This window comes from Streptomyces sp. NPDC041970 (genome assembly GCF_055588985.1).
On record NZ_JBVJCD010000034.1, the window covers coordinates 46,830 to 69,838 of the forward strand.

Annotated in this window: 16 protein-coding genes; 10 read left to right on the plus strand and 6 right to left on the minus strand. The window is 73.4% G+C overall.

Going from position 1 to position 23,009, the window contains the following annotated elements; translation table 11 throughout:
* From ACZ6EJ_RS18055 to eccE, 4 genes are all read right to left on the minus strand, one after another.
* Positions 1-1,872 carry an ABC transporter substrate-binding protein gene (locus tag ACZ6EJ_RS18055; protein WP_469268175.1) on the minus strand — a complete coding sequence of 624 codons (1,872 nt, stop codon included), beginning with the start codon at positions 1,870-1,872 and terminating at the stop codon, positions 1-3.
* A gap of 196 nt (positions 1,873-2,068) precedes the next feature.
* Positions 2,069-4,666 (minus strand): SCO5717 family growth-regulating ATPase, encoded by a 2,598-nt coding sequence (locus ACZ6EJ_RS18060; RefSeq protein WP_469268177.1) that lies wholly within the window; start codon positions 4,664-4,666, stop codon positions 2,069-2,071.
* 348 nt (positions 4,667-5,014) lie between these two features.
* Positions 5,015-5,752, minus strand: a complete 738-nt coding sequence (locus ACZ6EJ_RS18065) for a hypothetical protein (RefSeq protein WP_469268178.1) — start codon at positions 5,750-5,752, stop codon at positions 5,015-5,017.
* Positions 5,753-5,840: 88 nt separating this feature from the next.
* Positions 5,841-7,190, minus strand: coding sequence for a type VII secretion protein EccE (eccE, locus tag ACZ6EJ_RS18070; protein ID WP_469268180.1), 1,350 nt, complete (start codon positions 7,188-7,190; stop codon positions 5,841-5,843).
* 227 nt (positions 7,191-7,417) lie between these two features.
* On the opposite strand from eccE, the gene eccB reads away from it, so the two are divergent.
* The 4 genes from eccB (at position 7,418) to ACZ6EJ_RS18090 (ending at position 11,201) form a co-directional block, all read left to right on the plus strand.
* Positions 7,418-8,965, plus strand: coding sequence for a type VII secretion protein EccB (gene eccB / locus ACZ6EJ_RS18075; protein ID WP_469268182.1), 1,548 nt, complete (start codon positions 7,418-7,420; stop codon positions 8,963-8,965).
* Positions 8,966-9,037: 72 nt separating this feature from the next.
* Complete coding sequence (gene mycP, locus ACZ6EJ_RS18080) at positions 9,038-10,267, plus strand: type VII secretion-associated serine protease mycosin (RefSeq protein WP_469268183.1); 1,230 nt, start codon at positions 9,038-9,040, stop codon at positions 10,265-10,267.
* Between the two features lie 250 nt (positions 10,268-10,517).
* Positions 10,518-10,850, plus strand: coding sequence for a hypothetical protein (locus ACZ6EJ_RS18085; RefSeq protein WP_469268185.1), 333 nt, complete (start codon positions 10,518-10,520; stop codon positions 10,848-10,850).
* Between the two features lie 42 nt (positions 10,851-10,892).
* Positions 10,893-11,201 (plus strand): WXG100 family type VII secretion target, encoded by a 309-nt coding sequence (locus ACZ6EJ_RS18090; RefSeq protein ID WP_469268187.1) that lies wholly within the window; start codon positions 10,893-10,895, stop codon positions 11,199-11,201.
* 88 nt (positions 11,202-11,289) lie between these two features.
* On the opposite strand, the gene ACZ6EJ_RS18095 is transcribed toward ACZ6EJ_RS18090, so the two are convergent.
* Together ACZ6EJ_RS18095 and eccCa are read right to left on the minus strand one after the other, a co-directional pair.
* Positions 11,290-11,523: a DUF397 domain-containing protein gene (locus ACZ6EJ_RS18095; RefSeq protein ID WP_469268189.1), complete on the minus strand. Its 234-nt coding sequence runs from the start codon at positions 11,521-11,523 to the stop codon at positions 11,290-11,292.
* Positions 11,524-11,635: 112 nt separating this feature from the next.
* The gene (eccCa, locus tag ACZ6EJ_RS18100) at positions 11,636-15,601 is read right to left on the minus strand and encodes a type VII secretion protein EccCa (protein ID WP_469268191.1); all 3,966 of its coding nucleotides are present in this window, start codon (positions 15,599-15,601) and stop codon (positions 11,636-11,638) included.
* A 185-nt stretch (positions 15,602-15,786) separates the two neighbouring features.
* Between eccCa and eccD the strand changes: the two genes are divergently transcribed.
* From eccD to ACZ6EJ_RS18130, 6 genes are all read left to right on the plus strand, one after another.
* A complete protein-coding gene (gene eccD, locus ACZ6EJ_RS18105; RefSeq protein ID WP_469268193.1) occupies positions 15,787-17,256 on the plus strand; it encodes a type VII secretion integral membrane protein EccD in 1,470 nt (489 codons plus the stop codon).
* Positions 17,257-17,435: 179 nt separating this feature from the next.
* Positions 17,436-17,726 (plus strand): 30S ribosomal protein S15, encoded by a 291-nt coding sequence (rpsO, locus tag ACZ6EJ_RS18110; protein WP_355880623.1) that lies wholly within the window; start codon positions 17,436-17,438, stop codon positions 17,724-17,726.
* A 307-nt stretch (positions 17,727-18,033) separates the two neighbouring features.
* The gene (locus ACZ6EJ_RS18115; RefSeq protein ID WP_469268200.1) at positions 18,034-20,250 is read left to right on the plus strand and encodes a polyribonucleotide nucleotidyltransferase; all 2,217 of its coding nucleotides are present in this window, start codon (positions 18,034-18,036) and stop codon (positions 20,248-20,250) included.
* Positions 20,247-21,626, plus strand: coding sequence for a M16 family metallopeptidase (locus tag ACZ6EJ_RS18120; RefSeq protein ID WP_469268195.1), 1,380 nt, complete (start codon positions 20,247-20,249; stop codon positions 21,624-21,626). Before ACZ6EJ_RS18115 ends, ACZ6EJ_RS18120 begins: the two co-directional genes overlap by 4 nt.
* 16 nt (positions 21,627-21,642) lie before the next feature.
* Positions 21,643-22,395 carry a 4-hydroxy-tetrahydrodipicolinate reductase gene (gene dapB, locus ACZ6EJ_RS18125; RefSeq protein ID WP_469268198.1) on the plus strand — a complete coding sequence of 251 codons (753 nt, stop codon included), beginning with the start codon at positions 21,643-21,645 and terminating at the stop codon, positions 22,393-22,395.
* 10 nt (positions 22,396-22,405) lie between these two features.
* The gene (locus ACZ6EJ_RS18130; protein ID WP_469268199.1) at positions 22,406-22,858 is read left to right on the plus strand and encodes a tetratricopeptide repeat protein; all 453 of its coding nucleotides are present in this window, start codon (positions 22,406-22,408) and stop codon (positions 22,856-22,858) included.
* Positions 22,859-23,009 lie beyond the last annotated feature (151 nt).

Consider the following 23,009-nt stretch of genomic DNA (forward strand, 5'->3'; position numbering starts at 1 on the left):
CTACTCGCGGTCTTCCGCTGTGGCGCGGCGCCGCCGGGCGAACAGGAGCCCGCCGCCGGCGAGGACGACGGCGGCGACGCCGATCCCGACCAGCACCCCGGTGGAGCTCGCGGAGTCGGAGGAGGCCGAGGAGGAGGCCCCGTCCGCCGGGACGGCCGACCACCAGCTCCAGTAGCCGTCCTGGCCCCAGATGTTCCCCGCGGCCGACGGCATGGTGGTGATGGAGGCGATGTGGTCGGTGCGGTAGGCCTCGACGGCATTCGGATACGCCATGACGTTCATGTACCCGGTGTCGTACAGCCGCGACTCCAGTCGGCGCACCAGATCCGCCCGCTTGGCGGGGTCGTACTCGGCCAGTTGCCTCGCGTACAGCCCGTCGTACTCCTCGTCGCAGATGAAGTTGTCGGTCGCGGCCGTCTCCTTCGGCCTGCTCGGCAGCGCGGCGCAGGTGTGGATCGACAGGACGAAGTCGGGGTCGGGGTTGACGGACCAGCCGTCGAAGGCGAGGTCGTACTCCCCGGCGTACCAGGGGTCGGAGACGTTGTCGAGGCACTCGACCTCCAGGCCGATGCCCAGGTCGCCCCACCATTCCTGGAGGTACTTGCCGACCGCCTTGTCGTTGGGGTCGGTGGCGTGGCACAGGATGCGGAGGTCGAGCGGCCTGCCGTCCTTGCCGACGCGCTTGCCGCTGCCGTTCTTCCGGTATCCGGCCTGGTCCAGGAGGGCGGCGGCCTTCGCCGGGTCGTGGGCGAGCCGCTGGCGGGCGGAGGGCTTCCAGAAGTAGTCGGCGAAGCGCGGCGGGATGTACCCCTCGCCTTCGACGGCGTGGCCCCGGAAGACCTTGTCGACGACGGCCTTCCGGTCCACCGCCATGAACAGCGCGTGCCGCACCCTGCGGTCCAGCAGCGCCGGGTGGCCGTCGCCGAACCTCCTGCCGTCCTTGGTGCGGGCGCCGGGGTTGACGGCGAGCGCGAAGAAGCGCCGTCCCGGCGCGTCGTTCACCTCGATGTCCGGGGCGTCCTCCAGCGAGGCGGCCTGGGCGGGGGTGAGGCTCGGGCTGCCCGCGACGAAGGACACCTCGCCCTTGCGCAGGGCGGCGACGGCCGCGTCCTGGTCCTTGTAGTAGCGGAAGACGAGCTCGTCGAACTTGGGCGCGCCGCGCCAGAAGTCCTTGTTGGCCTTGAGCTTCACGAAGCTGTCGACCTTGTAGTCCGTCAGGATGAACGGGCCGTTCCCGACGACGGGGAACTCCTGGTCGTTGTTGAACTTCGAGAAGTCGCCGACCTTCTCCCAGACGTGGCGGGGGACGATCGGCACGTCGAGGGCGGCCATCGTGGCCTGCGGCTGCTTCAACCGGACGACCAGCTTGTCCGCGCCGGTCGCGGTCACCTTCGCGAAGTTGCCGACGAAGCTGCCGTTGGCGGTCGCGGCCCCCTCGTCCGCCATGATCTTGTTGAACGTCCAGGCCGCGTCCTCGGCGGTCACCGGCCGCCCGTCGGACCAGCGCGAATCCGTCCGGATCGTGTACGTCCAGGTCAGCTTGTCCGCGGACGGCTCCCACCGCGTGGCCAGGCCCGGAATCGCGCGGCTGTCCTCGACGTCGTAGTTGGTCAGGTAGTCGTACATCAGCCGGAGGACGGACGTGCTGACCAGCCGCTGCGCGAGGAACGGGCTGAGCGAGTCGACGCTCTGCGCGACGGCGACGGTGAGCGTCGTCCGCCCCTCGTCGGCGCGGGCCTCGGCGGGCTCCGGCGCGAACGGGTTCCCCGGCACGGCGGACCCGGCGACGAGCGCCAGGGCGACCGCGCCGGAGGCCGACAGGAGGCGCAGCCGCCGCGGCCGGAGGGAGCGGGTGGGGACTCTAGTGACCATGAACGGGACCTCGCGTCATCACTCGCTGGGAGAAGGCGGGTAGATCTCATGTTCGCCAGACGATGATGCGAAGGTCTATCAGCGGTGGCCGAGCCGCGTCAACGGTCTGTGACGCCGCGTGTGCGCTCCGAGAACGGCGGAAGGGCCCGCACCGCGCGAGCGGTACGGGCCCTTCCGGGCCTGTGTTCCCCCGGCCTCACTGCCGAGGCGGCGACGGCGGTCGCGGAGGCGTCTGCGGGCCGCCCGCGGGAGGCATCGGGCCCGGCGGACCGGGCCGTCCCGCCGGGTCGGCCGGCCCGCCCCGCTGCTCGGACCACTCCGCGCCGGCCTCCGGCCCACCGGCCGGCCCCGGCGGGACGGGCGCCTGCTGCCACCCGTCGCCCGGGCCGCCGGGCGCGGGCCGCGGGGCGTGGGACTGTGGCGGGACGCCCGGCTGACCGGCCGCCTGATATCCCCCGTACGGCGGCTGTCCGCCGTAGGGCTGCTGGGGGTAGGGCTGCTGTCCGGGGTGCTGCGGCGGATAGGGCTGGCCGGGACCGGGCTGCTGCGGCGCGTACGGCTGCTGTCCGGGGACCGGGTGGCCCTGGTGGCCGGGCATCGGCGGGGCGTACTGCGGCGGCGGGTTCTGCCCGTCGGAGGTCCACAGCCCCTGCTGCTGCTGGGCCCGCGCGAAGTCCTCGGCGACCAGTGCCGAGAGGTGGAAGTACGCCTCGCGGGTCTTGGGCCGCAGCATGTCGAGGTCGACCTCCGCGCCCGCCGCCAGATGCTCGTCGAACGGGATCACCACGACGCCCCGGCACCGCGTCTCGAAGTGCTGCACGATGTCGTCGACCTTGATCATCTTGCCGGTCTCGCGGACCCCGGAGATGACGGTCAGCGAACGCTGCACCAGGTCCGCGTACCCGTGCGCCGACAGCCAGTCCAGCGTGGTGGAGGCGCTCGACGCGCCGTCGACCGACGGGGTCGAGATGATGATCAACTGGTCGGCGAGGTCGAGCACCCCGCGCATCGCGCTGTAGAGCAGCCCGGTGCCCGAGTCGGTGAGGATGATCGGGTACTGCTTGCCGAGCACGTCGATCGCGCGCCGGTAGTCCTCGTCGTTGAACGTCGTCGAGACCGCCGGGTCCACGTCGTTGGCGATGATCTCCAGCCCGGAGGGCGCCTGCGAGGTGAACCGCCGGATGTCCATGTACGAGTTGAGGTACGGGATCGCCTGGACCAGGTCGCGGATGGTGGCCCCGGTCTCGCGCCGCACCCGGCGGCCCAGCGTGCCCGCGTCCGGGTTGGCGTCGATGGCGAGGATCTTGTCCTGCCGCTCGGTGGCCAGCGTCGAGCCCAGCGCGGTCGTCGTGGTGGTCTTGCCGACGCCCCCCTTGAGGCTGATGACGGCGATCCGGTAGCAGGAGAGCACCGGGGTGCGGATCAGCTCCAGCCGGCGCTGCCGCTCCATCTCCTCCCTCTTGCCGCCCAGCTTGAACCGGGAGGCCGCCGAGGGGGTGCGGCTGCTCCTGGCCTTCTGCTTGCCCCGCACCAGCCGGTCGGAGGAGAGCTCGACGGCGGCCGTGTACCCGAGCGGCGCGCCCGGCACCGAACGCTCGCGCTGGTCGTGCGCGACCGGGCTGGGCCAGGACCCGCCCGTGCGCGGATCGACGGGGTGCTGCGGCGCGCCGGGCCCGCCCTGCTGCTGGGCGGGGAGGTGGGGCGGCTGGTACGGCCCGGCCGGGGCGGGCTGCCGCGGCGCTCCCTGGGCGGGGTACGGCGCGTGCGCGTACGGCGCGGCCTGGCCCGGCTGCGGGGGAGTCGGTCCCGGCCGGGCCTGGTCCGGGTGGACCGGCGGGAAGCCGTGGACCCCCGCGCCCTGCGGCGGCAGCGGCGCGCCCTGGCCGGGGTGGGCCGGGTAGGGGTGGGGCTGCGGGGCCTGGTGCTGGGGGGCCGGGGGCTGCTCGGGGGCCTGGGCGTACGGGAAGCCGTAACCGCCCGGACCCTGGCCGGCCGTCCCGGCGGGCCACTGTGCGGCGGGCCACTGTGCGGCGGCGTGCGGGGCCGCCGGCTGGAAGGCGGGCGGCAGCGGCGGCAGCGCGCCGCCCTGGGCGGGCGGGGACCAGGGCGCGGACGCCGCCGCGGCCTGCGGGACGTCCGGGGCGGCCGGCGGCACGGCATCCGGCCGGAGCGCGTCCGCGTCGTCGGCGGGGGGCTCGGCCTCCTCGGACGCGTCGTCGCCCGCGGGCTCCTCCCGGTCGGCGTCCGCGCCGGTGGCGTCCGCGCCGTCCGTCTCCGTGCGGGCGGGGAGCCCGGCCCCGGCTTCCGCGCCGGCACCGGACGCGTCGGGTCCGGCGGGGTCCGCCACGTCGTCGTCGCTCGCGCCCGCACCGTCCAGCCGGGCCGCCGCATCGCGCTCCGCGATCTCCCGCCGCAGCGCGTCGGGCGAGAACCGCATGGTGGCGCCGCTCTCCACGTCACCGCCGCCGAACGAGCCGGAGTCGCCGGACGCGCCGGCGCGGTCGGAGTCATCGGCGGCCGGTTCGGCGGTGGCCGGCGGCGCGGCCGTCCAGTCGGGTCCGAGCACGCCCGGAGCGGGCAGGCCGGGCGCGTCCAGGGGCGGGCCGGTCGGGGGCGGCGGCGCCAGATGCGAGCCGGCGCCCCCCGACGCGTCCCCCGCCGCGTTCTGCGTGTACCAGGCGGGAGGGGTGTAGTCGATGGTGAACTCACCCGTCATCTCTGCGGGTTCTGCGTCGGACGACTCGTCGACGGGCACGTCCCATCGGCCGCGGATCTCGTCCCGATCGCCGTTCACTTTGCCTCCTGGTGTGGTCGAGCACCCTTGTGCCGTGGTGGGCGGGGGCGACCGCTACCGATGTCCGGTCCGCCCGGCTCTCCCCCTTGCGACGCGCGTCACCCGCTCGTGGTTCTTCCGCGCCCCACCCACCCTAATCGCCATCGGGCGAACTCAGGCAGGGCGTTCGCCCCCGTACGACCGGCCCGCCGGACCGCCCGCCGACCGCCGGCGGGCCGGGTGCGCGACGGCGGCGGGCGGAGAGCGGGACGAAAGCGCGCAGGTGCGGACAAGCGGGCGCGCGGAGCGCCGCATTTCGGCGGATCGTACGCGCGCGGGCGCGGCCCCGGCCCGTCCGGCGCACGCGGGTCAGTCCATCCGGCGCGCGCCGCCCAGCAGGCCCGTCTCGGCGTCCGTGGCCCGTGTCATCACGAACTGCCGGTCCTGCCCGGCGCACCACAGGGTGACCCCGTCGGCCAGCGTGGACAGCGCCTCGGACTCGGTCGGCGACAGGTTCAGGATGCGGCCGATCTGCGCCGCCTCGTCCGGGGAGACCCGCTGGACGCCCACCAGCGCCGACTTCTTCATCAGGCGGGGCGCCACCGGGCTGAGATAGGGCAGCAGCGTCACCACGGACTGCCAGGGCCCCGACACCACCCGGCCCCTCGGCGGCCGCATCCCGCAGTCGCGGACGACGACCACCGGCGAACCGGCGGACGCGCCCTGCGGCGGCACCCGGCCGACGTCGTGCAGTGAGACGCACGGCTGGCCGCCGCCCGCCGCCTGCGCCAGGGTGGTCCACGTCTGCGCCCGGCCGGTCTCCACCGCGATCCGCGCGCCGGTCGCGGCGGCGCGCAGCGCCAGCACCTGGGCCGTCCAGAGGCCGCCGATCAGCGTGACCTCGTAGGGGGTGGGCCGGTTGAGGCCCAGGACGGCGGGGCGGTCCTCGGCGTCCACCCCGATCACCACGCCGTCGTCGCCCACCGGCAGCCCCAGCGAGCCCAGTTCGTCCAGGGAGAGGGTGTGGCGGCCGCGCCGCGGACCGATCAGCCCGAAACCGCGGCGGGCCCGCCCGCCCGCCGTCCCGGACCCCGAAGGAGTCGACATCAGCACCTGCTCCTCTGCGTCCCGCCGGCCGTCTTCCCGTACGCGCGCACCGGGGCCGCCGGGCGCGCCCGCACCACCGCGCCCGGCGTCACCGCGTGCCGCCCAGCGGCAGGGTGGCGAGGACGCCGGGCGCCTGCTCCCGGTCGAGCCGCACCAGGGCGGTCCTCACCCCGCGCGCGGTGCGCTCCAACTCATGGCGCGACGCGACGAGTTCCTCGTCGCTGCGGCCGGTGACGCGGATGTGCCCGGCGACCTCGACCTCGGACCGGTCGCCCCGCCCGAGCGTCAGGCTGAAGGTCGTGGCCAGCGCCGGGAGCGAGGTGAGCAGCGCCACCAGTTGCGGCATCGACGCACCGCCGCCGCCCAACTGCGGCCAGCGCGCCACCCAGTACGTGGTGTGCCGCCGGTCGTCGCAGCGCCAGGTGCGCGCCGTCTCCCGTGTGCGCCGGGCCGTGGCCCCGGCCCGCCCGGCCTGCGCCATCGCCATCGGGCTGACGCACGCCGACGTGGCGACGGCCTGCGTCAGCTCCTGCTCGGTGAGCACCGTCGCCCGGAAGCCGGCGCCGGTGAGCCGGCTCGCCAACTGGTCGGCCACGCGCACCGCGCACTTCTGCGCGCCCAGGAGTCCGCCGCCGCGCGCCGCCACCGCCTCCGGGCACAGCTCCGGATCGAGCTTCAGCGCGATCCAGGTGATCCGCAGCGCCGGCGACCCGGTCCGGGCCTGCAGGGGCGCGTAGTTGCGCACGGCGACGGACTGCGGCGGGAGGTGCGGTGCGGGGGCGGGCTGGGTGTGCTGGACGATCTGCGCGGACTCCAGCCGGATGCCGTCGACCTCCAGGACGTCCCGGACCAGGGCCAGCGGCAGCGGGCGGGCCGAGCGGTCCGGCCGCAGCGCGGTCCCGTCCGCCTCGACCCGGACGACGGCCGTGAGGAACGTCCCGTCGCCGACCAGCCCGACCGGCCGCCGGTCGCGGTCGCTGAAGGAACTGGTGGACAGCGCCGGATCGCACTCGACCGCGGGCGCGAACCCCGGCTCCACGTCCGGCGGGAGCACGAGGGCCGCGGCCCGCCGGGTGCGCGCCCGCAGGGCGACGACCGTGCCCAACCACTCCGGCAGCGAACGCCGCTGCCTGCGGACCACGGCCAGCAGCACCAGCACCGCGGCGACCACCCCGGCCGGGGCGAGGAGCAGGGGCTCGGTCACCCAGGCGGTGAGCAGCAGGGCGGCGGCCGCCTCGATGAGGACGAGCTGTTGCAATCGGAACGAACCGAACGCCCCGGCGCGCCCGGACCGCCGCGGGACGGCCGATCCGCCCGGCCCGGCGGACGCGTCCGGCGCGGTCCTCGCGGCCCGGCGCCGCTGCGGCGGCGACCCCGCTCCGCGGGCCCCCGAGGAGGCCCCGCGCCCGGTCCGACGCGTCCGCGTCGCGGAAGCCATCATCCGGCTCTCCCCCCGTTCGTCAGCCCCACGGTCAACCCGATCGCCCCCGCCCGCCGGGGGCTTGGGGGCTGGATCACCCTACCCGGCCCGCCGCGGCCCGGCGCCGGCAGGCATAGTAGGGGCCGGTCCGGCGGCAGGGTCCGGCATCGGAGGTCCGGCACGGGAGCGAGGGGCGCGCGCCCCCTCCCGTACCGCGCGGGGAGACACGGGGGACGGACAGACTCATGGCATCACGGCGGGACGAGCTCAACGCGTACACCTTTGCGAAGAAGCGCACGGTCGCCGCATTCCTCCAACCGTCCGCCACCGGCAGCGAGGAGGGCGCCCCCCGACCCCTGCGGGCGGTGCTCCCGAGCCTGATCGTCGGCGCGCTGATCCTCGCGGGGTTCGGCGCCTGGGGCATGTTCAAGCCGACCGCCCCCAAGGGGTGGGACGAGCCCGGCGCCAAGGTGATCGTGGGCAAGAAGTCCACCACCCGGTACGTGGTGCTCCCCACCGGCAAGGGCGAGGACCGCAGGAACCTCCTCCACCCCGTGCTGAACCTGGCCTCGGCCCGCCTCCTGCTCACCCCGCAGCGGTTCGGCGTCGTGCAGGTCGCCGACGACGTCCTCGACGCGGGCAAGCCGCCGCGCGGCCCGATCCTGGGCATCCCCTACGCCCCCGACCGCCTCCCGGAGCCGGACGACGCGGGCGCCGCCAAGCGGTGGGCGGTCTGCGTGCAGCCCGGCGGCAAGGGCGACACGGTGCAGAAGGCGGCCTTCGTCCTCGCGGACCGCGACGGCGGGCGCACCGAGGGCGAGGAGCGGCTCACCGGGGGACATGTGCTGTACGTCCAGGGGCAGAAGGGCCGGGCGCGCTACCTCGTCGACGCGAGCGGCACCCGCTACCCGGTGCACGAGACCGCCGCCGACAACGGCCACCTCACCAACGCCCTGGTCGGCAGCCGCACTCCGCAGCCCGTCACCGACGACTGGCTGGCCACCCTCCACGAGGGCGACCCCATCGCCTTCCCGCGCATCCCCGGCGCCGTCGGCGCGCCCGCGCGGGTGCCGGGCCAGTTGTCGGCCGAGGAGAACAGGGTCGGCATGGTCCTCAGGACCCGTACGGGCGAGGGCGCCCAGCACTACGTGGTGCTGGAGCGCACGGTCCGGCCGGTCTCCGAGTTCACCGCCTGGCTGCTGATCAACTCCCCGCAGACCGCGCGGCTCAACCTGGACAGCGAGGCCCGCGCCGTGGGCCTGCAGGACTTCGTCCCCGACGGGCGGCCGTTCGCCGGGCAGGCCCCGCGCTGGCCCGAGCGCAAGGCGGTCCAGGCCAACGCGACCGGGGGCGCCGCCGCTCGGGACACCGTCTGCAACGTGCTCACCGGGGTCGACGAGCGGGGGCGCACCACGTTGTCCACCTGGGCCGGGACCGGCTATCCGGCCGACATCAACGCCGGGGGCACCAGCACCTACGTCACCCCCGGCACTGGCCTCCTCTACACGCAGGTGCGCACCGGGCAGTCCCGCCCGGACGGGTCGCTGTTCCTGGTCACCGACACCGGACTGCGGTACGCGGTGCAGGCCAACGGCGACAGCGACGCCGAGCGCTCCGACATCGGCGCGGGCCAGCAGAAGAGCCAGGACGGAAGGCCCGAGCCCAGCCAGGCCCAGATACGCCTCGGCTACGAGAAGGTGACGCCCGCGCTCGTCCCCATCGAGTGGTCCGACTGGCTGGCCAAGGGCCCCCGGCTCGACACCAACAGCGCCCGGCAGCCGCAGGGCTCCTGACCACTGACCGCCCCGGCGGGCCGTCGGGACGACGCGCGCCGGACCGACGTACGACTCGGGGGAGAGGAACACATGGCGTACCGGAAGACCGCACGCCTCCCGGTGGCGGCCGCCGCAGCGCTCGCGGTGCTGGCCGCTCCGCACGCCGCCCACGCGAGCGGGGATCCCGCCGCCGCGGAGCTGGGCATCGACGGCGGCGGCGAGTGCACCTTCCCCATGAAGAAGCAGTTCGAGGGGCGCCCCTGGTCGCTCCAGCGCGTGCTGCTGGACGAACTCTGGCAGGACACCAGGGGCGAGGGCGTCAGGGTCGCCGTCATCGACACCGGCGTGGACGACGCCAACCCGCAGCTCCGCACCGCCGTCGACACCCGCGCCGGCCGCAACCTCCTCAAGGGCGGCGAGGCGGACGGCACCACCGACGAGATCGGCCACGGCACCAAGGTCGCCGGCATCATCGCCGCGCGGCCCGCCAGGGGCACCGGGTTCGTCGGCCTCGCCCCCGGAGCGACCATCATCCCGATCCGGCAGAACGACGAGAGGAACAGCGGCAAGGACACCACCATGGCCACCGCGATCGACCACGCGATCGCCCAGAAGGCCGACGTCATCAACATCTCCCAGGACACCGCCGAACCGCTCTCGCCCGACTCCGCCCTGGGCCGGGCCGTGGCCCGCGCGATCGCCGCGGGCGTCGTGGTCGTCGCCTCGGCCGGCAACGACGGCATGGACGGCAGGCAGAAGAACACCTATCCGGCGGCCTTCGACGGCGTCCTCGCCGTCGCCTCCTCCGACCGCAACAACGAGCGGGCGCCCTTCTCCCAGGCCGGCGCGTTCGTCGGGGTCGCCGCGCCGGGCGTCGACATCGTCTCCACCGTCCCCGGCTTCGGCCAGTGCACCGACAACGGCACCAGCTTCTCCGCCCCGTACGTCGCCGGGGTCGCCGCCCTCCTCGTCGCCAAGTACCCCGCCTGGAAGCCCGCCGAGATCATCGCGCGCATCGAGCAGACCGCCGAGCGCTCCATCACCGGCCACGACCCGTTCGTCGGCTGGGGCGTCGTCGACCCGGTCCGCGCCCTCGCCGGCGACGAGGACGACGCCCCGATCCCGTCCCCGCGCCCCGACCCGCCCCTGCCGAAGCCGCCCGCCCCCGAACCCGCCCACCTGGCCCTGTCCGAGACCCCCCAGGAGCGCGACGAGCGGTACGCCACCTACGCGCTCGCCCTCGCGGCCGTGCTCGTCTCGGTCGTCGCGGGCGTCGCCACGGTCCTCCGCGACGTCCGGCGGCGGCGCACCCCGCGCTGAGACAGCCGCCGGGTGAGGTAGCTCTCTTGGCGCGAAGGCGGTTGGGGCGGGAGGGCGAAGTGGCTAGGGTGGTAGCAGACTTCACGTGTGTGACGGGGGAACGAGAAGTGGCCGAGTCCGCCTCCGGGAGCGGTGCCGCGCACCGCGGGACCGCTCCCGGACCCCACTCCTGATCCGGATCACACGGGGGACAGGGAAGACCTGCCGCGCAGCGCGGACAGGTCCGGAAAGTGATCGAGAGGACCCTCGGATGAGCAGCCCCAACGGTGGATTCGGACTGGCCGACGATCCGGTCGTCAAGGCGCAGAACAAGATCATCGAAACGGCCAACGCCGTCTCCCGGCAGTCCCGTGAGCTCGCCGACATCCTCGCCACGGCCGGCGCGGGCTGGACGGGCGTCGGCGCGGCGGGGTTCACCTCCGCACAGATCCAGGTCAACGAGGACCACGACACGATCCGGCGCCTGCTCCAGGTGCTCATGAACGCCGTGGGCCAGACCAAGAACCTGAGCAACGCCAACGACGACGAGGTCTACGCGGCCTTCAACGCCGTCAAGAACGACTCCGCCCTCAACGGCATCTGAGTCCTTCCACCACCGATCCTCACCACACACGGGAGAACACTGATGTCCGGGGACCCGAACAACACCAAGGTCAGGTACGAGAGCGTCCAGGAGATGGCGAACCGCATCCGCCAGGTCTCCAAGAACATCGTCGACGACCTGCGCGAGATGGACGACGCCCTCAAGGTCGTCACCGGCACCTGGGACGGCGAGGCGCACGCGGAGTACGTCGTGCTCCAGGGCAAGTACAAGAAGCGCGCCGACGACATGCAGAAGCGCCTGGACATGGTCGCCAAGATCATCGAGAACGGCAAGGACAGCTACCGCGCCACCGACGTCAAGGCGTCCGGCCTGTTCACCGAAGGCTTCTGACGTCCCGTCAGCCGGTGCCGGCCGAGCGGACGGCCGGGGAGGGGCACGCTCGTGGCCGAGCGTGCCCCTCCCGCGTCAGCCGTACCGGCTACTTCAGGTCGAACTCGCCGTCCCGCGCCCCGAGGACGAAGGCGGTCCACTCGGCCTCCGTGTAGCGCAGCACGGTGTCCGGGTCCAACGAGGACCGCATCGCCACGGCGCCGCCGGGCAGATGGGCGATCTCCACCCGCTCCTCCTCGTCCTCCGTGCCGGGGGCGCTCAGCCACTCCACCCCCGAGATGTCGAGTGCGTACAGCTCGTCCTTCTCCTGCTGGGTGCCCATCAGTCGCCTCTCTCTCGTGCCACGGGGGGACGTCCTCCTCGCCCGTCGCAGATTATCCTCGCCGAACCCCGCCGCCCGGACGCGGTTCGGCGGCGCACGCCCGCACGGCGCCTCACCGCTCGTCCGGAAGCCGCCCGATCTGCACCATCGGGGCGCCCCGCCGCCGCGAGGCGAAGTACCCCCGCCCCGGCGGCATCGGGTGGCCGCGGACCGGGCCGATCAGCTCGCCCTCGCCCGGATCGCCGGAGAGCACCACGCCCTGCGCGCCCAACTCCTTGACGCGCTGCATGAACCCCTCGTACATCGCCCGCGACGCCCCCGCCGAGCTGCGGGCGATGATGAACCGCACCCCGGTGTCGCGGGCGAACGGCAGGTACTCCGCCAGCGGCGCCAGCGGGTTGCCCGCGTTCGTCGCCACCAGGTCGTAGTCGTCCACGATGATGAAGATCTGCGGACCCGTCCACCAGCTCCGGTCCCGCAGTTGACGGGGCGTCACGTCCGCGGGCGGCTGCCGCCGGGAGAACACCCCCGCCAGCGCCTCCATGTGCATCTGCAGGGAACTGGCCATCGGCGCGTACTCCAGCAGGTGCCGCTCCGGCAGCGCGCCCAGCAGCGCCCGCCGGTAGTCGCCGACGACGAGCTTCGCCTCGTCGGGGGAGTAGCGCTCGGCGATCCGCTGGGCGATCAGCCGCAGCAGGTTCGTCTTGCCGGACTCGCTGTCGCCGAAGACCAGGAAGAACGGGTCCGTCTCGAAGTCGACGAACACCGGCTCCAGCGCCGTCTCGTCGATGCCGATCGCGATGCCCCGCTCCGGGGACTCGTGCCCCTTCGGCAGCCGGTCCGCCGGCAGCAGCCGCGGCAGCAGCCGCACGGCCGGCGCCGAGGGGCCCGACCAGTTGTCCCGCACCGAGGCGACGAACGCCTCCGTCCCCTCCGACAGGTCGGACGAGGAGCTGACCGCGTCGACGCGCGGCAGCGCGCCCATGAAGTGCAGCCGCTCCGGCACCTGCCCGCGACCCGGCATCCCCGCGGGGACGTTCGCCGCGACCTTGCGGTCGAACTCGGAGTCCATGGTGTCGCCGAGGCGCAGTTCGAGCCGGCCCAGCATCTGGTCCTTCAGCGCCGCCCGCATCTCCATGTACCGGGCCGCCGTGGCGATCAGGTGGATGCCGTACCCGAGCCCGCGCGAGGCGAGATCGGTGACGGTCTGCTCCAACATCTCGTACTCGGACCGGAACGCGCTCCAGCCGTCCACCACCAGGAACACGTCGCCCCACGCCTCGCCGGGCAGCTCGCCCCGAGCGCGCCTGCGGCGGTACGTCGCCATCGAGTCGATGGAGTGCGCGCGGAAGAACTCCTCGCGCCGGTTCAGGATCCCCGCCACCTCGGCGACCGTGCGCCGCACCCGCTCCGGGTCGAGCCGCGAGGCCATCCCGCCGACGTGCGGCAGCCCCTCCAGCGCGACCAGCCCGCCGCCGCCGAAGTCCAGGCCGTAGAACTGCACCTCGTGCGGGGTGTGCGTCAGCGCGAACGACGCGATCAGCGCACGCGTCAGCGTCGACTTGCCCGACTGCGGGCCGCCCACGACCAGCAGATGGCCGGCCGCCCCGGAGAAGTCCCGGTACAGCACCTCGCGCCGCTGCTCGAACGGCTTGTCGATCAATCCCAGCGGCACGACCAGCCCGCCCGGACGCGCGTACTCGGTCGCGGAGAACCCGCGCTCCTCCGTCGCCGCCAGCCCCGGCAGCAACTGGTCCAGCGTCGGCGCCCGGTCCAGCGGCGGCAGCCACACCTGGTGCGCCGGCACCCCCTGGCCCTCCAGCCGCCGCACGATCACGTCCAGCACCGTGTCGGCCAGCGCGTCGTCGTCCGCCCGCGCCCGCGCCGCCTCCGCGGCCAGCCGCTCGGGATCGGGCGCCCGGTACACCACCGGCACCGGGGCGGCCGAGAACACCGCGGGCCGCCGCTCCACCGACAACTGCCCCACGGACAGGTCCGGACCGCCCGTACGGTACGTCCCCGACACGTACGCCGCCTTGAAGCGGGTCATCTCGTCCGTGCCGAACTTGAGGTAGCCCGAACCGGGCACCGACGGCAGGTGGTAGGCGTCCGGCACCCCCAGCGCCGTGCGCGACTCCGCGGCCGAGAAGGTCCGCAGCCCGATCCGGTAGGAGAGATAGGTGTCCAGGCCGCGCAGCTTGCCCTCCTCCAGGCGCTGCGAGGCCAGCAGCAGATGCACCCCCAACGACCGCCCGATGCGGCCGATCTGGATGAACATGTCGATGAAGTCCGGCTTCGCGGTGAGTAGTTCGGAGAACTCGTCGATCACCAGCACCAACGAGGCCAGCGGCTCCAGCGCCGCGCCCGCGGCCCGCGCCTTCTCGTAGTCGTGGATGTTGGCGTAGTTCCCCGCCGACCGCAGCAGCTCCTGCCGCCGCTGGAGCTCACCGCGGATCGCGTCGCCCATGCGGTCCACCAGCGTCAGGTCGTCCGCCAGGTTGGTGATCACCGCCGCCACGTGCGGCATCTGCGACATGCCCGCGAACGTCGCGCCGCCCTTGAAGTCCGCCAGCACGAAGTTCAGCGTCTCCGAGGAGTGCGTCACCGCGAGCCCCAGCACCAGCGTGCGCAGCAGCTCCGACTTCCCCGACCCCGTCGCGCCGACGCACAGCCCGTGCGGCCCCATGCCCTCCTGCGCCGCCTCCTTCAGGTCCAGCATCACCGGCTCGCCGCTCTCGCCGATCCCGATCGGCACCCGTAGCCGTTCCGAGGCCGACCGGGGCCGCCAGGTCCGCGCCACGTCCACCGAAGCGGCGTCGCCCAGGTTCAGCAGCTCCGTGAAGTCCAGGTTCGCCAGCAGCGGTTCGTCGTCGTCGCCCCCGCCCGTGCGCAACGGCGCCAACTGCCGGGCCAACGCCTCGGCCGCCGGCAGCGAGATCGCGTCCGGCACCCCCTCGTACGCCAGCCCCGGCCCCGACTCCAGCCGCAGCACCCCCGGCCGGACCACCACGGACAGGCCGCCGCGCGGCTCGTCCAGCTCACCGGAGACCACCTCGACGACGGTCACCCCCTGCAACCCCTCGGCCGCCGCGAACAACGAGTCCGGCGGAACCATCCCGCCGTCCAGGACCACCACCACGTGCGGCTGGTCCAGCAACGGCCGGTTCTCCCGCCCGAACCGCGGCCGCCCCTCCAACCGGCCCGCCAGCAACTGCTCCAACTCGCCCAGGTCGTCGCCGAACAGCCGCTTCGTCCCGGCTCCGTCGATCTGCCCCGGCACCTGCGTGTGCGGCAGCCACTTCGTCCAGTCCCACCGCTCCACCGCGCCCGGAGCCGCCACCACGGCGACCACCAGGTCCTCGGGGGAGTGCAGCGTCACCAACTGCGCCACCATCGCCCGCGCCGCCGCCTGCGCCGCCTCCGGCTGGCCGGAGACCGTCACGTGGTAGAAGGCCCGCAGCGAGACCGCCATCGGCAGCCCGTCCAACGACCCGTGCACCGCGAGGAACTTCTGCATCGCCCCGGCGCACATCGGCTCCAGCTCGTCCACCGGGGCCGTCTCCGGCGCCACCAGCGGCGTCGCCAACCGCTGCGCGCCCAGACCGATCCGCACCTGGGCGAAGTCCTTGTCGCCGATCCGCCGCTCCCACAGGCGGGAGCCCTCCGCCACCACCGACCACAACTGCTCCGGGGACGGGTGCAGGTACAACTGCACGTCGCGCTGGCGGCGCGCCGTGCGCCGCACCGCGCGCCGCGTCTGCGCCAGGTACTTGAGGTAGTCCCGGCGGACATCCGCGATTTGCCCCTGCGTACCGCGGCGATACCGGACAAGCTGGGCGACCACCATGCCGACCGTCGAGACGAGCATCAGCACCCCCATGATCCGCATGAACGGAGGGGCCTGCGGAGAGAAGAAGAAGACCACCGACGACCCCATGCCGAGCACCGGCAGGATCTGCATCAGCATCCCCTCCTGCTGCCCGCGCGGCAGCTCCGGAGGGGCCTCCAACGTCAGCTCCTCCGCCGGTACTTCCGGCGGCAGCGACCGCGGGGGCCGTTTCACGACGATCTGGCTCACCGAACACCAATCCCTCAGTGCGGACGGGCGGGTGGCCGGCCTGCTTCCGCGCCGACGCCCCCGTGGCTGCGTGTGCGCGTGACGTCCGCCAGCGCGACGGCGATCCTACGTGCAGGCCGCCCCGACCCCTCCCGGTAGGGTGGCGCGCGCACCGTGCGCAACCGCGAATCAGGGGGACCAGACACGTGAGTTCGACCGCAGCGACGGGCTTCTGCCGCGTCACCGTCGTGGCGCCCGACAGCCGGATCGACGTCGCCCTCCCCGAGGACCTCCCCGTCGCCGACGTCTACCCCGAGGTCCTGCGCCTGACCGGCCAGACCCAGGCGGCCGGGACGCCCACCGGCTACCACCTGGTCCGCCGCGACGGGACCGTCCTGGACGGCGCGCGCACCCTCGGCGGACAGCAGGTCCTCGACGGCGAGATCCTCAGCCTGCGCCCCTTCGCCCAGTCCCTGCCGCCCGCCGTCTTCGACGACGTCTCCGACGCCGTCGCCTCCGCCGTCACCCGCGACCGCCACCTGTGGAGCGACGACCTGCTGCGCGGCGCGGGCCTGGCCGGCGGCGTCCTGCTGCTCGTCCTGATGGCCCTCGTGCTCTGGTACGCCGACCCCGTCCGCCACGACATGCACGGCCTGCCCGGCATCGTCGCCGGCTCCGCCGGACTGCTGCTCACCGCCTTCGCCGGGGTGCGCGCCCGCGTCTACGGCGACCGCGCCACCGCCGTAGCCCTCGGCCTCGGCGCGCTCCCGCTCGTCCTCATCGCCGGCTCCGGCGCCGTCGGGCCGGACGCGGGCCAGGGGCCGGGCCGCCTCCAGTTCCTGCTCGGCTGCGTCGCCGTGCTGGTCGCCTCCGTCGTCCTGGTCGCCCTCACCCCCAGCGGCGACGCCCCCTTCGTCGCGGCCACCTTCCTGGCCGCCGTCGGGACCCTCGCCACCTTCGCCGCGATCCTCACCGAGGCCTCCGCCACCGGGACCGCCGCCGTCTGCGCCCCCGTCGCCCTCGGCCTGGTCGCGTTCCTGCCGGGCCTCTCCGCCCGCTTCGCCCGGCTGCCCGTCGGGTACGCCTCCCCGCGCACCGCCCCCGTCGGCTACGACGACGACCCCGACGCCCCCGAGGGCGACCCGGAGCCGGTGGACGCCGACCGGATCGCCGCCCAGGCCCGCCGGGGCCACGAGATGCTCCTCGGCCTGGTCGGCGGCTGCGCGGCCGTCGTGGTGGGCTCGGCGGCCGTCCTCGGCTTCTCCGACGACGTATGGGGCCGGCTCCTCGCCCTGGCCGCCGGACTGGCCATGCTGCTGCGCGCGCGCCTCTTCCGCTACACCGCCCAGGTCGCCTGCGCCCTGGTGGCCGGCATCGGCGCCATCGCCCTCCTGGTCCTCGGCCTCTGCCTGAACCCCCCGGCCGACCTGCTGCACGACCTGGTCCGCTACGGCGACCGCGGCGCCCTGGACGTCCGTACGATCTGGCTCTCCGCGTCCGTGGCCGCCGGGGCCGCCCTGCTCACCGCGGTCGGCCTGGTCATCCCGCGCAAGGGCCTCTCCCCCTTCTGGGGCCGCCTCCTGGACCTCGCCGAGAGCGCCGTACTGCTCTCGCTGGTCCCGCTCTGCCTGGCCGTCCTCGACGTCTTCGTCCGGGCCCGCGCCCTCACCGGCTGACGTCCGGCGGGGCGTGACCCGAACGGCTGGTACTCTGTGCAGTGGCCGTTTGTGTACGCGTCCTCGGATCATCCTGGGGACTGCGCTCATCGGACCTTCGCCTCCGAGTCACGGAAGCCCCCCTGCGATCAAGACCAGGGGCACTCGTAGGCGCTTCGAACACCAAAGATGGAGTACGCGTGCCGCTCGACGCCGCTACGAAGAAGCAGATCATGGCCGACTTCGCCCAGAAGGAGGGCGACACCGGATCCCCCGAGGTCCAGGTCGCCATGCTCTCCCGCCGGATCTCGGACCTGACGGAGCACCTCAAGACGCACAAGCACGACCACCACTCCCGTCGTGGCCTGCTGATCCTCGTCGGCCAGCGTCGCCGCCTCCTGCAGTACCTGGCCAAGAAGGACATCCAGCGCTTCCGCGCCCTCGTCGACCGCCTCGGCATCCGCCGCGGCGCGGCCGGCGGCGCCAAGTAAGGACGCTGTGAAGGGGAGCGGTTCCCGAGGTCGAGGGGACCGCTCCCTTTGCCGTACGTGCACGACCGGTGTCAAGCTCAGTAACCTGGGTGTGCGACACCAGCACGACCAGTAGGACAGTGCGACCAGCACGGTGAGACCAGGGAGAGGCGCGTCGACGCCGCCGCCGGTCCTCGGTAGTGGCCCCCGGAAGAACGCTCCGGGAGCTTCGATCGAAGACCGGCCCGCATAACGGTGCGCTTCTCCCGCACCGTCCTCCGCCACACGGGCGGCAGGACGAAAGACGACGAGTATGGAGAAATCACTAGTGGAGAACGAGACCCACTACGCCGAAGCCGTGATCGACAACGGAACCTTCGGCACCCGCACCATCCGCTTCGAGACGGGCCGCCTCGCCAAGCAGGCCGCCGGCTCCGCCGTCGCGTACCTGGACGACGACACCATGGTGCTGTCGGCCACCACCGCTTCCAAGCGGCCCAAGGACAACCTCGACTTCTTCCCCCTCACGGTGGACGTCGAGGAGCGGCAGTACGCCGCCGGCAAGATCCCCGGCTCCTTCTTCCGCCGCGAGGGCCGGCCCTCCGAGGACGCGATCCTCACGTGCCGCCTGATCGACCGCCCGCTGCGCCCCTCCTTCAAGAAGGGCCTGCGCAACGAGATCCAGATCGTCGAGACGATCATGGCGCTCAACCCCGACCACCTGTACGACGTGGTCGCGATCAACGCCGCCTCCTGCTCGACCATCCTGGCGGGCCTGCCCTTCTCCGGCCCGATCGGCGCCACCCGCGTCGCCCTGATCAAGGGCCAGTGGGTCGCCTTCCCGACGCACACCGAGCTGGAGGACGCCGTCTTCGACATGGTCGTCGCCGGCCGCGTCCTGGAGGACGGCGACGTCGCGATCATGATGGTCGAGGCCGAGGCCACCGAGAAGACCATCCAGCTCGTCAAGGACGGCGCCGAGGCTCCCACCGAGGAGATCGTCGCCGCCGGTCTGGACGCCGCGAAGCCCTTCATCAAGGCGCTCTGCAAGGCCCAGTCCGAGCTGGCCGCCCGTGCCGCCAAGCCGGTCGGCGAGTTCCCGGTCTTCCTCGACTACCAGGACGACGTCTTCGACGCCCTGGCCGACGCCGTCACCTCCGAGCTGGCCCAGGCGCTCACCATCGCCGGCAAGCAGGACCGCGAGGCCGAGCTGGACCGCGTCAAGGAGATCGCCGCCGAGAAGCTCCTCCCGGCCTTCGAGGGCCGCGAGAAGGAGATCTCCGCCGCGTACCGCGCGCTCACCAAGAAGCTGGTCCGCGAGCGCGTCATCAAGGACAAGGTCCGCATCGACGGCCGCGGCGTCACGGACATCCGTACGCTCGCCGCCGAGGTCGAGGCCATCCCGCGCGTGCACGGCTCGGCGCTGTTCGAGCGTGGCGAGACCCAGATCCTGGGCGTCACCACCCTCAACATGCTCCGCATGGAGCAGCAGCTCGACACCCTCTCCCCGGTGACGCGCAAGCGCTACATGCACAACTACAACTTCCCGCCGTACTCGGTCGGCGAGACCGGCCGCGTGGGTTCGCCCAAGCGCCGCGAGATCGGCCACGGAGCGCTCGCCGAGCGCGCCATCGTGCCGGTGCTCCCCTCGCGCGAGGAGTTCCCCTACGCGATCCGCCAGGTCTCCGAGGCGCTGGGCTCCAACGGCTCGACGTCCATGGGCTCGGTCTGCGCCTCCACCATGTCCCTGCTCAACGCCGGCGTGCCCCTCAAGGCCGCCGTCGCCGGCATCGCCATGGGCCTGATCTCCGAGGAGATCGACGGCAAGACCCACTACGTCGCCCTCACCGACATCCTCGGTGCGGAGGACGCCTTCGGCGACATGGACTTCAAGGTCGCCGGCACCAAGCAGTTCGTGACCGCGCTCCAGCTCGACACCAAGCTCGACGGCATCCCCGCCTCGGTCCTGGCCGCCGCGCTGAAGCAGGCCCGTGACGCGCGTCTGCACATCCTGGACGTCATGAACGAGGCCATCGACGTCCCGGACGAGATGTCCCCGAACGCCCCCCGGATCATCACCGTCAAGATCCCGGTGGACAAGATCGGCGAGGTCATCGGCCCCAAGGGCAAGATGATCAACCAGATCCAGGAGGACACCGGCGCCGACATCACGATCGAGGACGACGGCACGATCTACATCGGCGCCCAGCAGGGCTCGCAGGCCGAGGCCGCCCGCGCCACGATCAACGCCATCGCCAACCCGACCATGCCGGAGGTCGGCGAGCGCTACCTGGGCACGGTCGTCAAGACCACCACCTTCGGTGCGTTCGTCTCGCTCATGCCGGGCAAGGACGGTCTGCTGCACATCTCGCAGATCCGCAAGCTCGCCGGCGGCAAGCGCGTGGAGAACGTCGAGGACGTCCTCGGCGTCGGCGCCAAGGTCCAGGTCGAGATCGCCGAGATCGACTCCCGCGGCAAGCTCTCCCTCATCCCCGTCATCGAGGGCGAAGAGGCCGACGAGCAGAAGGACGACGCCTCCCAGTGACGTCCCGTAGTCCCGTGACGACGGCCCGCCCCTCCTCCGAGGGGCGGGCCGTCGCCCGTACCCAAACACTCCTCAAGGGCGCCGGCGGCATCGGCACCGTCCGCCGCACCGTCCTCCCCGGCGGTCTGCGGATCGTCACCGAGACCCTGCCCTCCGTCCGGTCCGCCACCTTCGGCATCTGGGCGGGCGTCGGATCACGCGACGAGACGCCCGCGCTGAACGGCGCGACCCACTACCTCGAACACCTCCTCTTCAAGGGCACCGCCGAGCGCACCGCCCTCGACATCTCCTCCGCGATCGACGCGGTCGGCGGCGAGATGAACGCCTTCACGGCGAAGGAGTACACCTGCTACTACGCGCGGGTGCTCGACACCGACCTGCCGCTCGCCATCGACGTGGTCTGCGACATGCTGACCGGCTCGCTCATCGCCGAGGAGGACGTGGACGCCGAGCGCGGCGTCATCCTCGAGGAGATCGCGATGACCGAGGACGATCCGGGCGACTGTGTGCACGACCTGTTCGCGCACACCATGCTCGGCGACACCCCCCTCGGCCGCCCGGTCCTCGGCACCGTCGACACGATCAACGCGCTCGACCGGGGCCGGATCGCCCGCTTCTACAAGAAGCACTACGACCCCACGCGCCTCGTCGTCGCCGCCGCCGGCAACGTCGACCACGCCGCGGTCGTACGCCGGGTCCGCCGCGCCTTCGAGCGCGCGGGAGCCCTCTCCCGGCACGACGCCGTCCCCATGGCCCCGCGGCGGGGATCGCGCGCCCTGCGCACCGCCGGCAAGGTCGAGCTGCTGAACCGCAGGACCGAGCAGGCGCACGTCGTCCTCGGAATGCCCGGCCTCGCCCGCACCGACGAGCGCCGCTGGGCACTCGGCGTCCTCAACACCGCCCTCGGCGGCGGCATGAGCTCGCGCCTCTTCCAGGAGGTCAGGGAGAAGCGCGGGCTGGCCTACAGCGTGTACTCGTACACCTCGGGCTTCGCCGACTGCGGCCTCTTCGGCGTGTACGCGGGCTGCCGCCCCAGCCAGGTCCACGACGTGCTCGGGATCTGCCGCGACGAGCTGGACCGGGTCGCCGCGCACGGCCTGGACGACGACGAGATCGCCCGCGCCATCGGCCAGCTCTCCGGCTCCACCGTCCTCGGCCTGGAGGACACCGGCGCCCTGATGAACCGCATCGGCAAGAGCGAGCTGTGCTGGGGCGAGCAGATGTCGGTCGACGACATGCTCGCGCGCATCGCCGAGGTCACCCCCGACGACGTACGGGCGGTGGCGGGCGAACTCCTCACCCGCCGCCCCTCGCTCTCGGTCATCGGCCCGCTCAAGGACAAGCAGGCGGACCGCCTCCACGCAGCGGTCTCCTAACCCCTAAGGAAGCAAGATGAGCAAGCTGCGCGTAGCCGTTCTCGGTGCGAGGGGCCGCATCGGCTCCGAGGCCGTACGGGCCGTCGAGGCCGCCGACGACCTGGAGCTGGTGGCGGCCCTGGGCCGGGGCGACGAGCTGACGGCCCTGACCGGCGCCGGCGCCCAGGTCGTCGTCGAGCTGACCACCCCCGACTCGGTGATGGACAACCTCGACTTCTGCGTCCGGCACGGCATCCACGCCGTCGTCGGCACCACCGGCTGGACCGACGAACGGCTCGCGCGGCTCACCGACCTCCTGGACGCGTCCCCGCGCACCGGCGTCCTGATCGCCCCCAACTTCTCCATCGGCGCCGTGCTGACCATGAAGTTCGCGGAGCAGGCCGCCCGCTGGTTCGAGTCCGTCGAGGTCGTCGAACTCCACCACCCGAACAAGGCCGACGCCCCCTCCGGCACCGCCACCCGCACCGCCCAGCTCATCGCGGCGGCCCGCGCGAAGGCCGGCAGCGCCCCCCAGCCGGACGCCACGGCCACCGCCCTGGACGGCGCGCGCGGCGCGGACGTCGACGGCGTCCCGGTCCACGCGATCCGGCTCCGCGGCCTGCTGGCCCACCAGGAAGTGCTCCTCGGCGGCGAGGGCGAGACCCTCACCATCCGCCACGACTCCCTGCACCACAGCAGCTTCATGCCGGGCGTCCTGCTCGGCGTCCGCCGCGTGGTCTCCACTCCCGGCCTCACCTTCGGCCTGGAACACTTCCTCGACCTGAACTGACTGAGCCCCCATGCGCGCAAAGATCACCTACATCGCCACGGCCGCCGTCCTGGTCTTCTACTTCGTCCTGGTCGGCAGCCGCGGCCTGATGCTCATCCGCCACGGGACGCTGGTCACGATCGCCTTCGGCGTCGCCGTGCTGGTCCTGCCGGTGATCGGCGTCTGGTTCCTCTGGAAGAACACCCAGTTCGTCCGCCGCGCCAACGCCCTGGCCGCGGAGCTGGACGCGGAGGGCGGCCTGCCGGTCGACGAACTGGCCCGCACCCCCTCCGGGCGCATCGACCGGGACTCCGCCGACGCCGTCTTCGCCAAGCGCCGCGAGGAGGCCGAGGACGCCCCGGACGACTGGCGCGCCTGGTTCCGGCTCGCGGTCGCCTACCAGGACGCCAGGGACACCCCGCGCGCCCGCAAGGCGATGCAGCGGGCGATCGCGCTGCGCGCCGCCACGCCGACGGCCGACTGAGGCCGCCCGCGCGCGACGGGGGGACGGAAAGGGGGTGGGGGGGGGGGGGGGGGGGGGGGGGGACCCCCCCCCCCCCCCCCCCCCCCCCCCAAAGCCCCCCCCCCCCCCCCCCCCCCCCCACAGCAAGGGACCCCCTCTCCCCCCCCCCCCC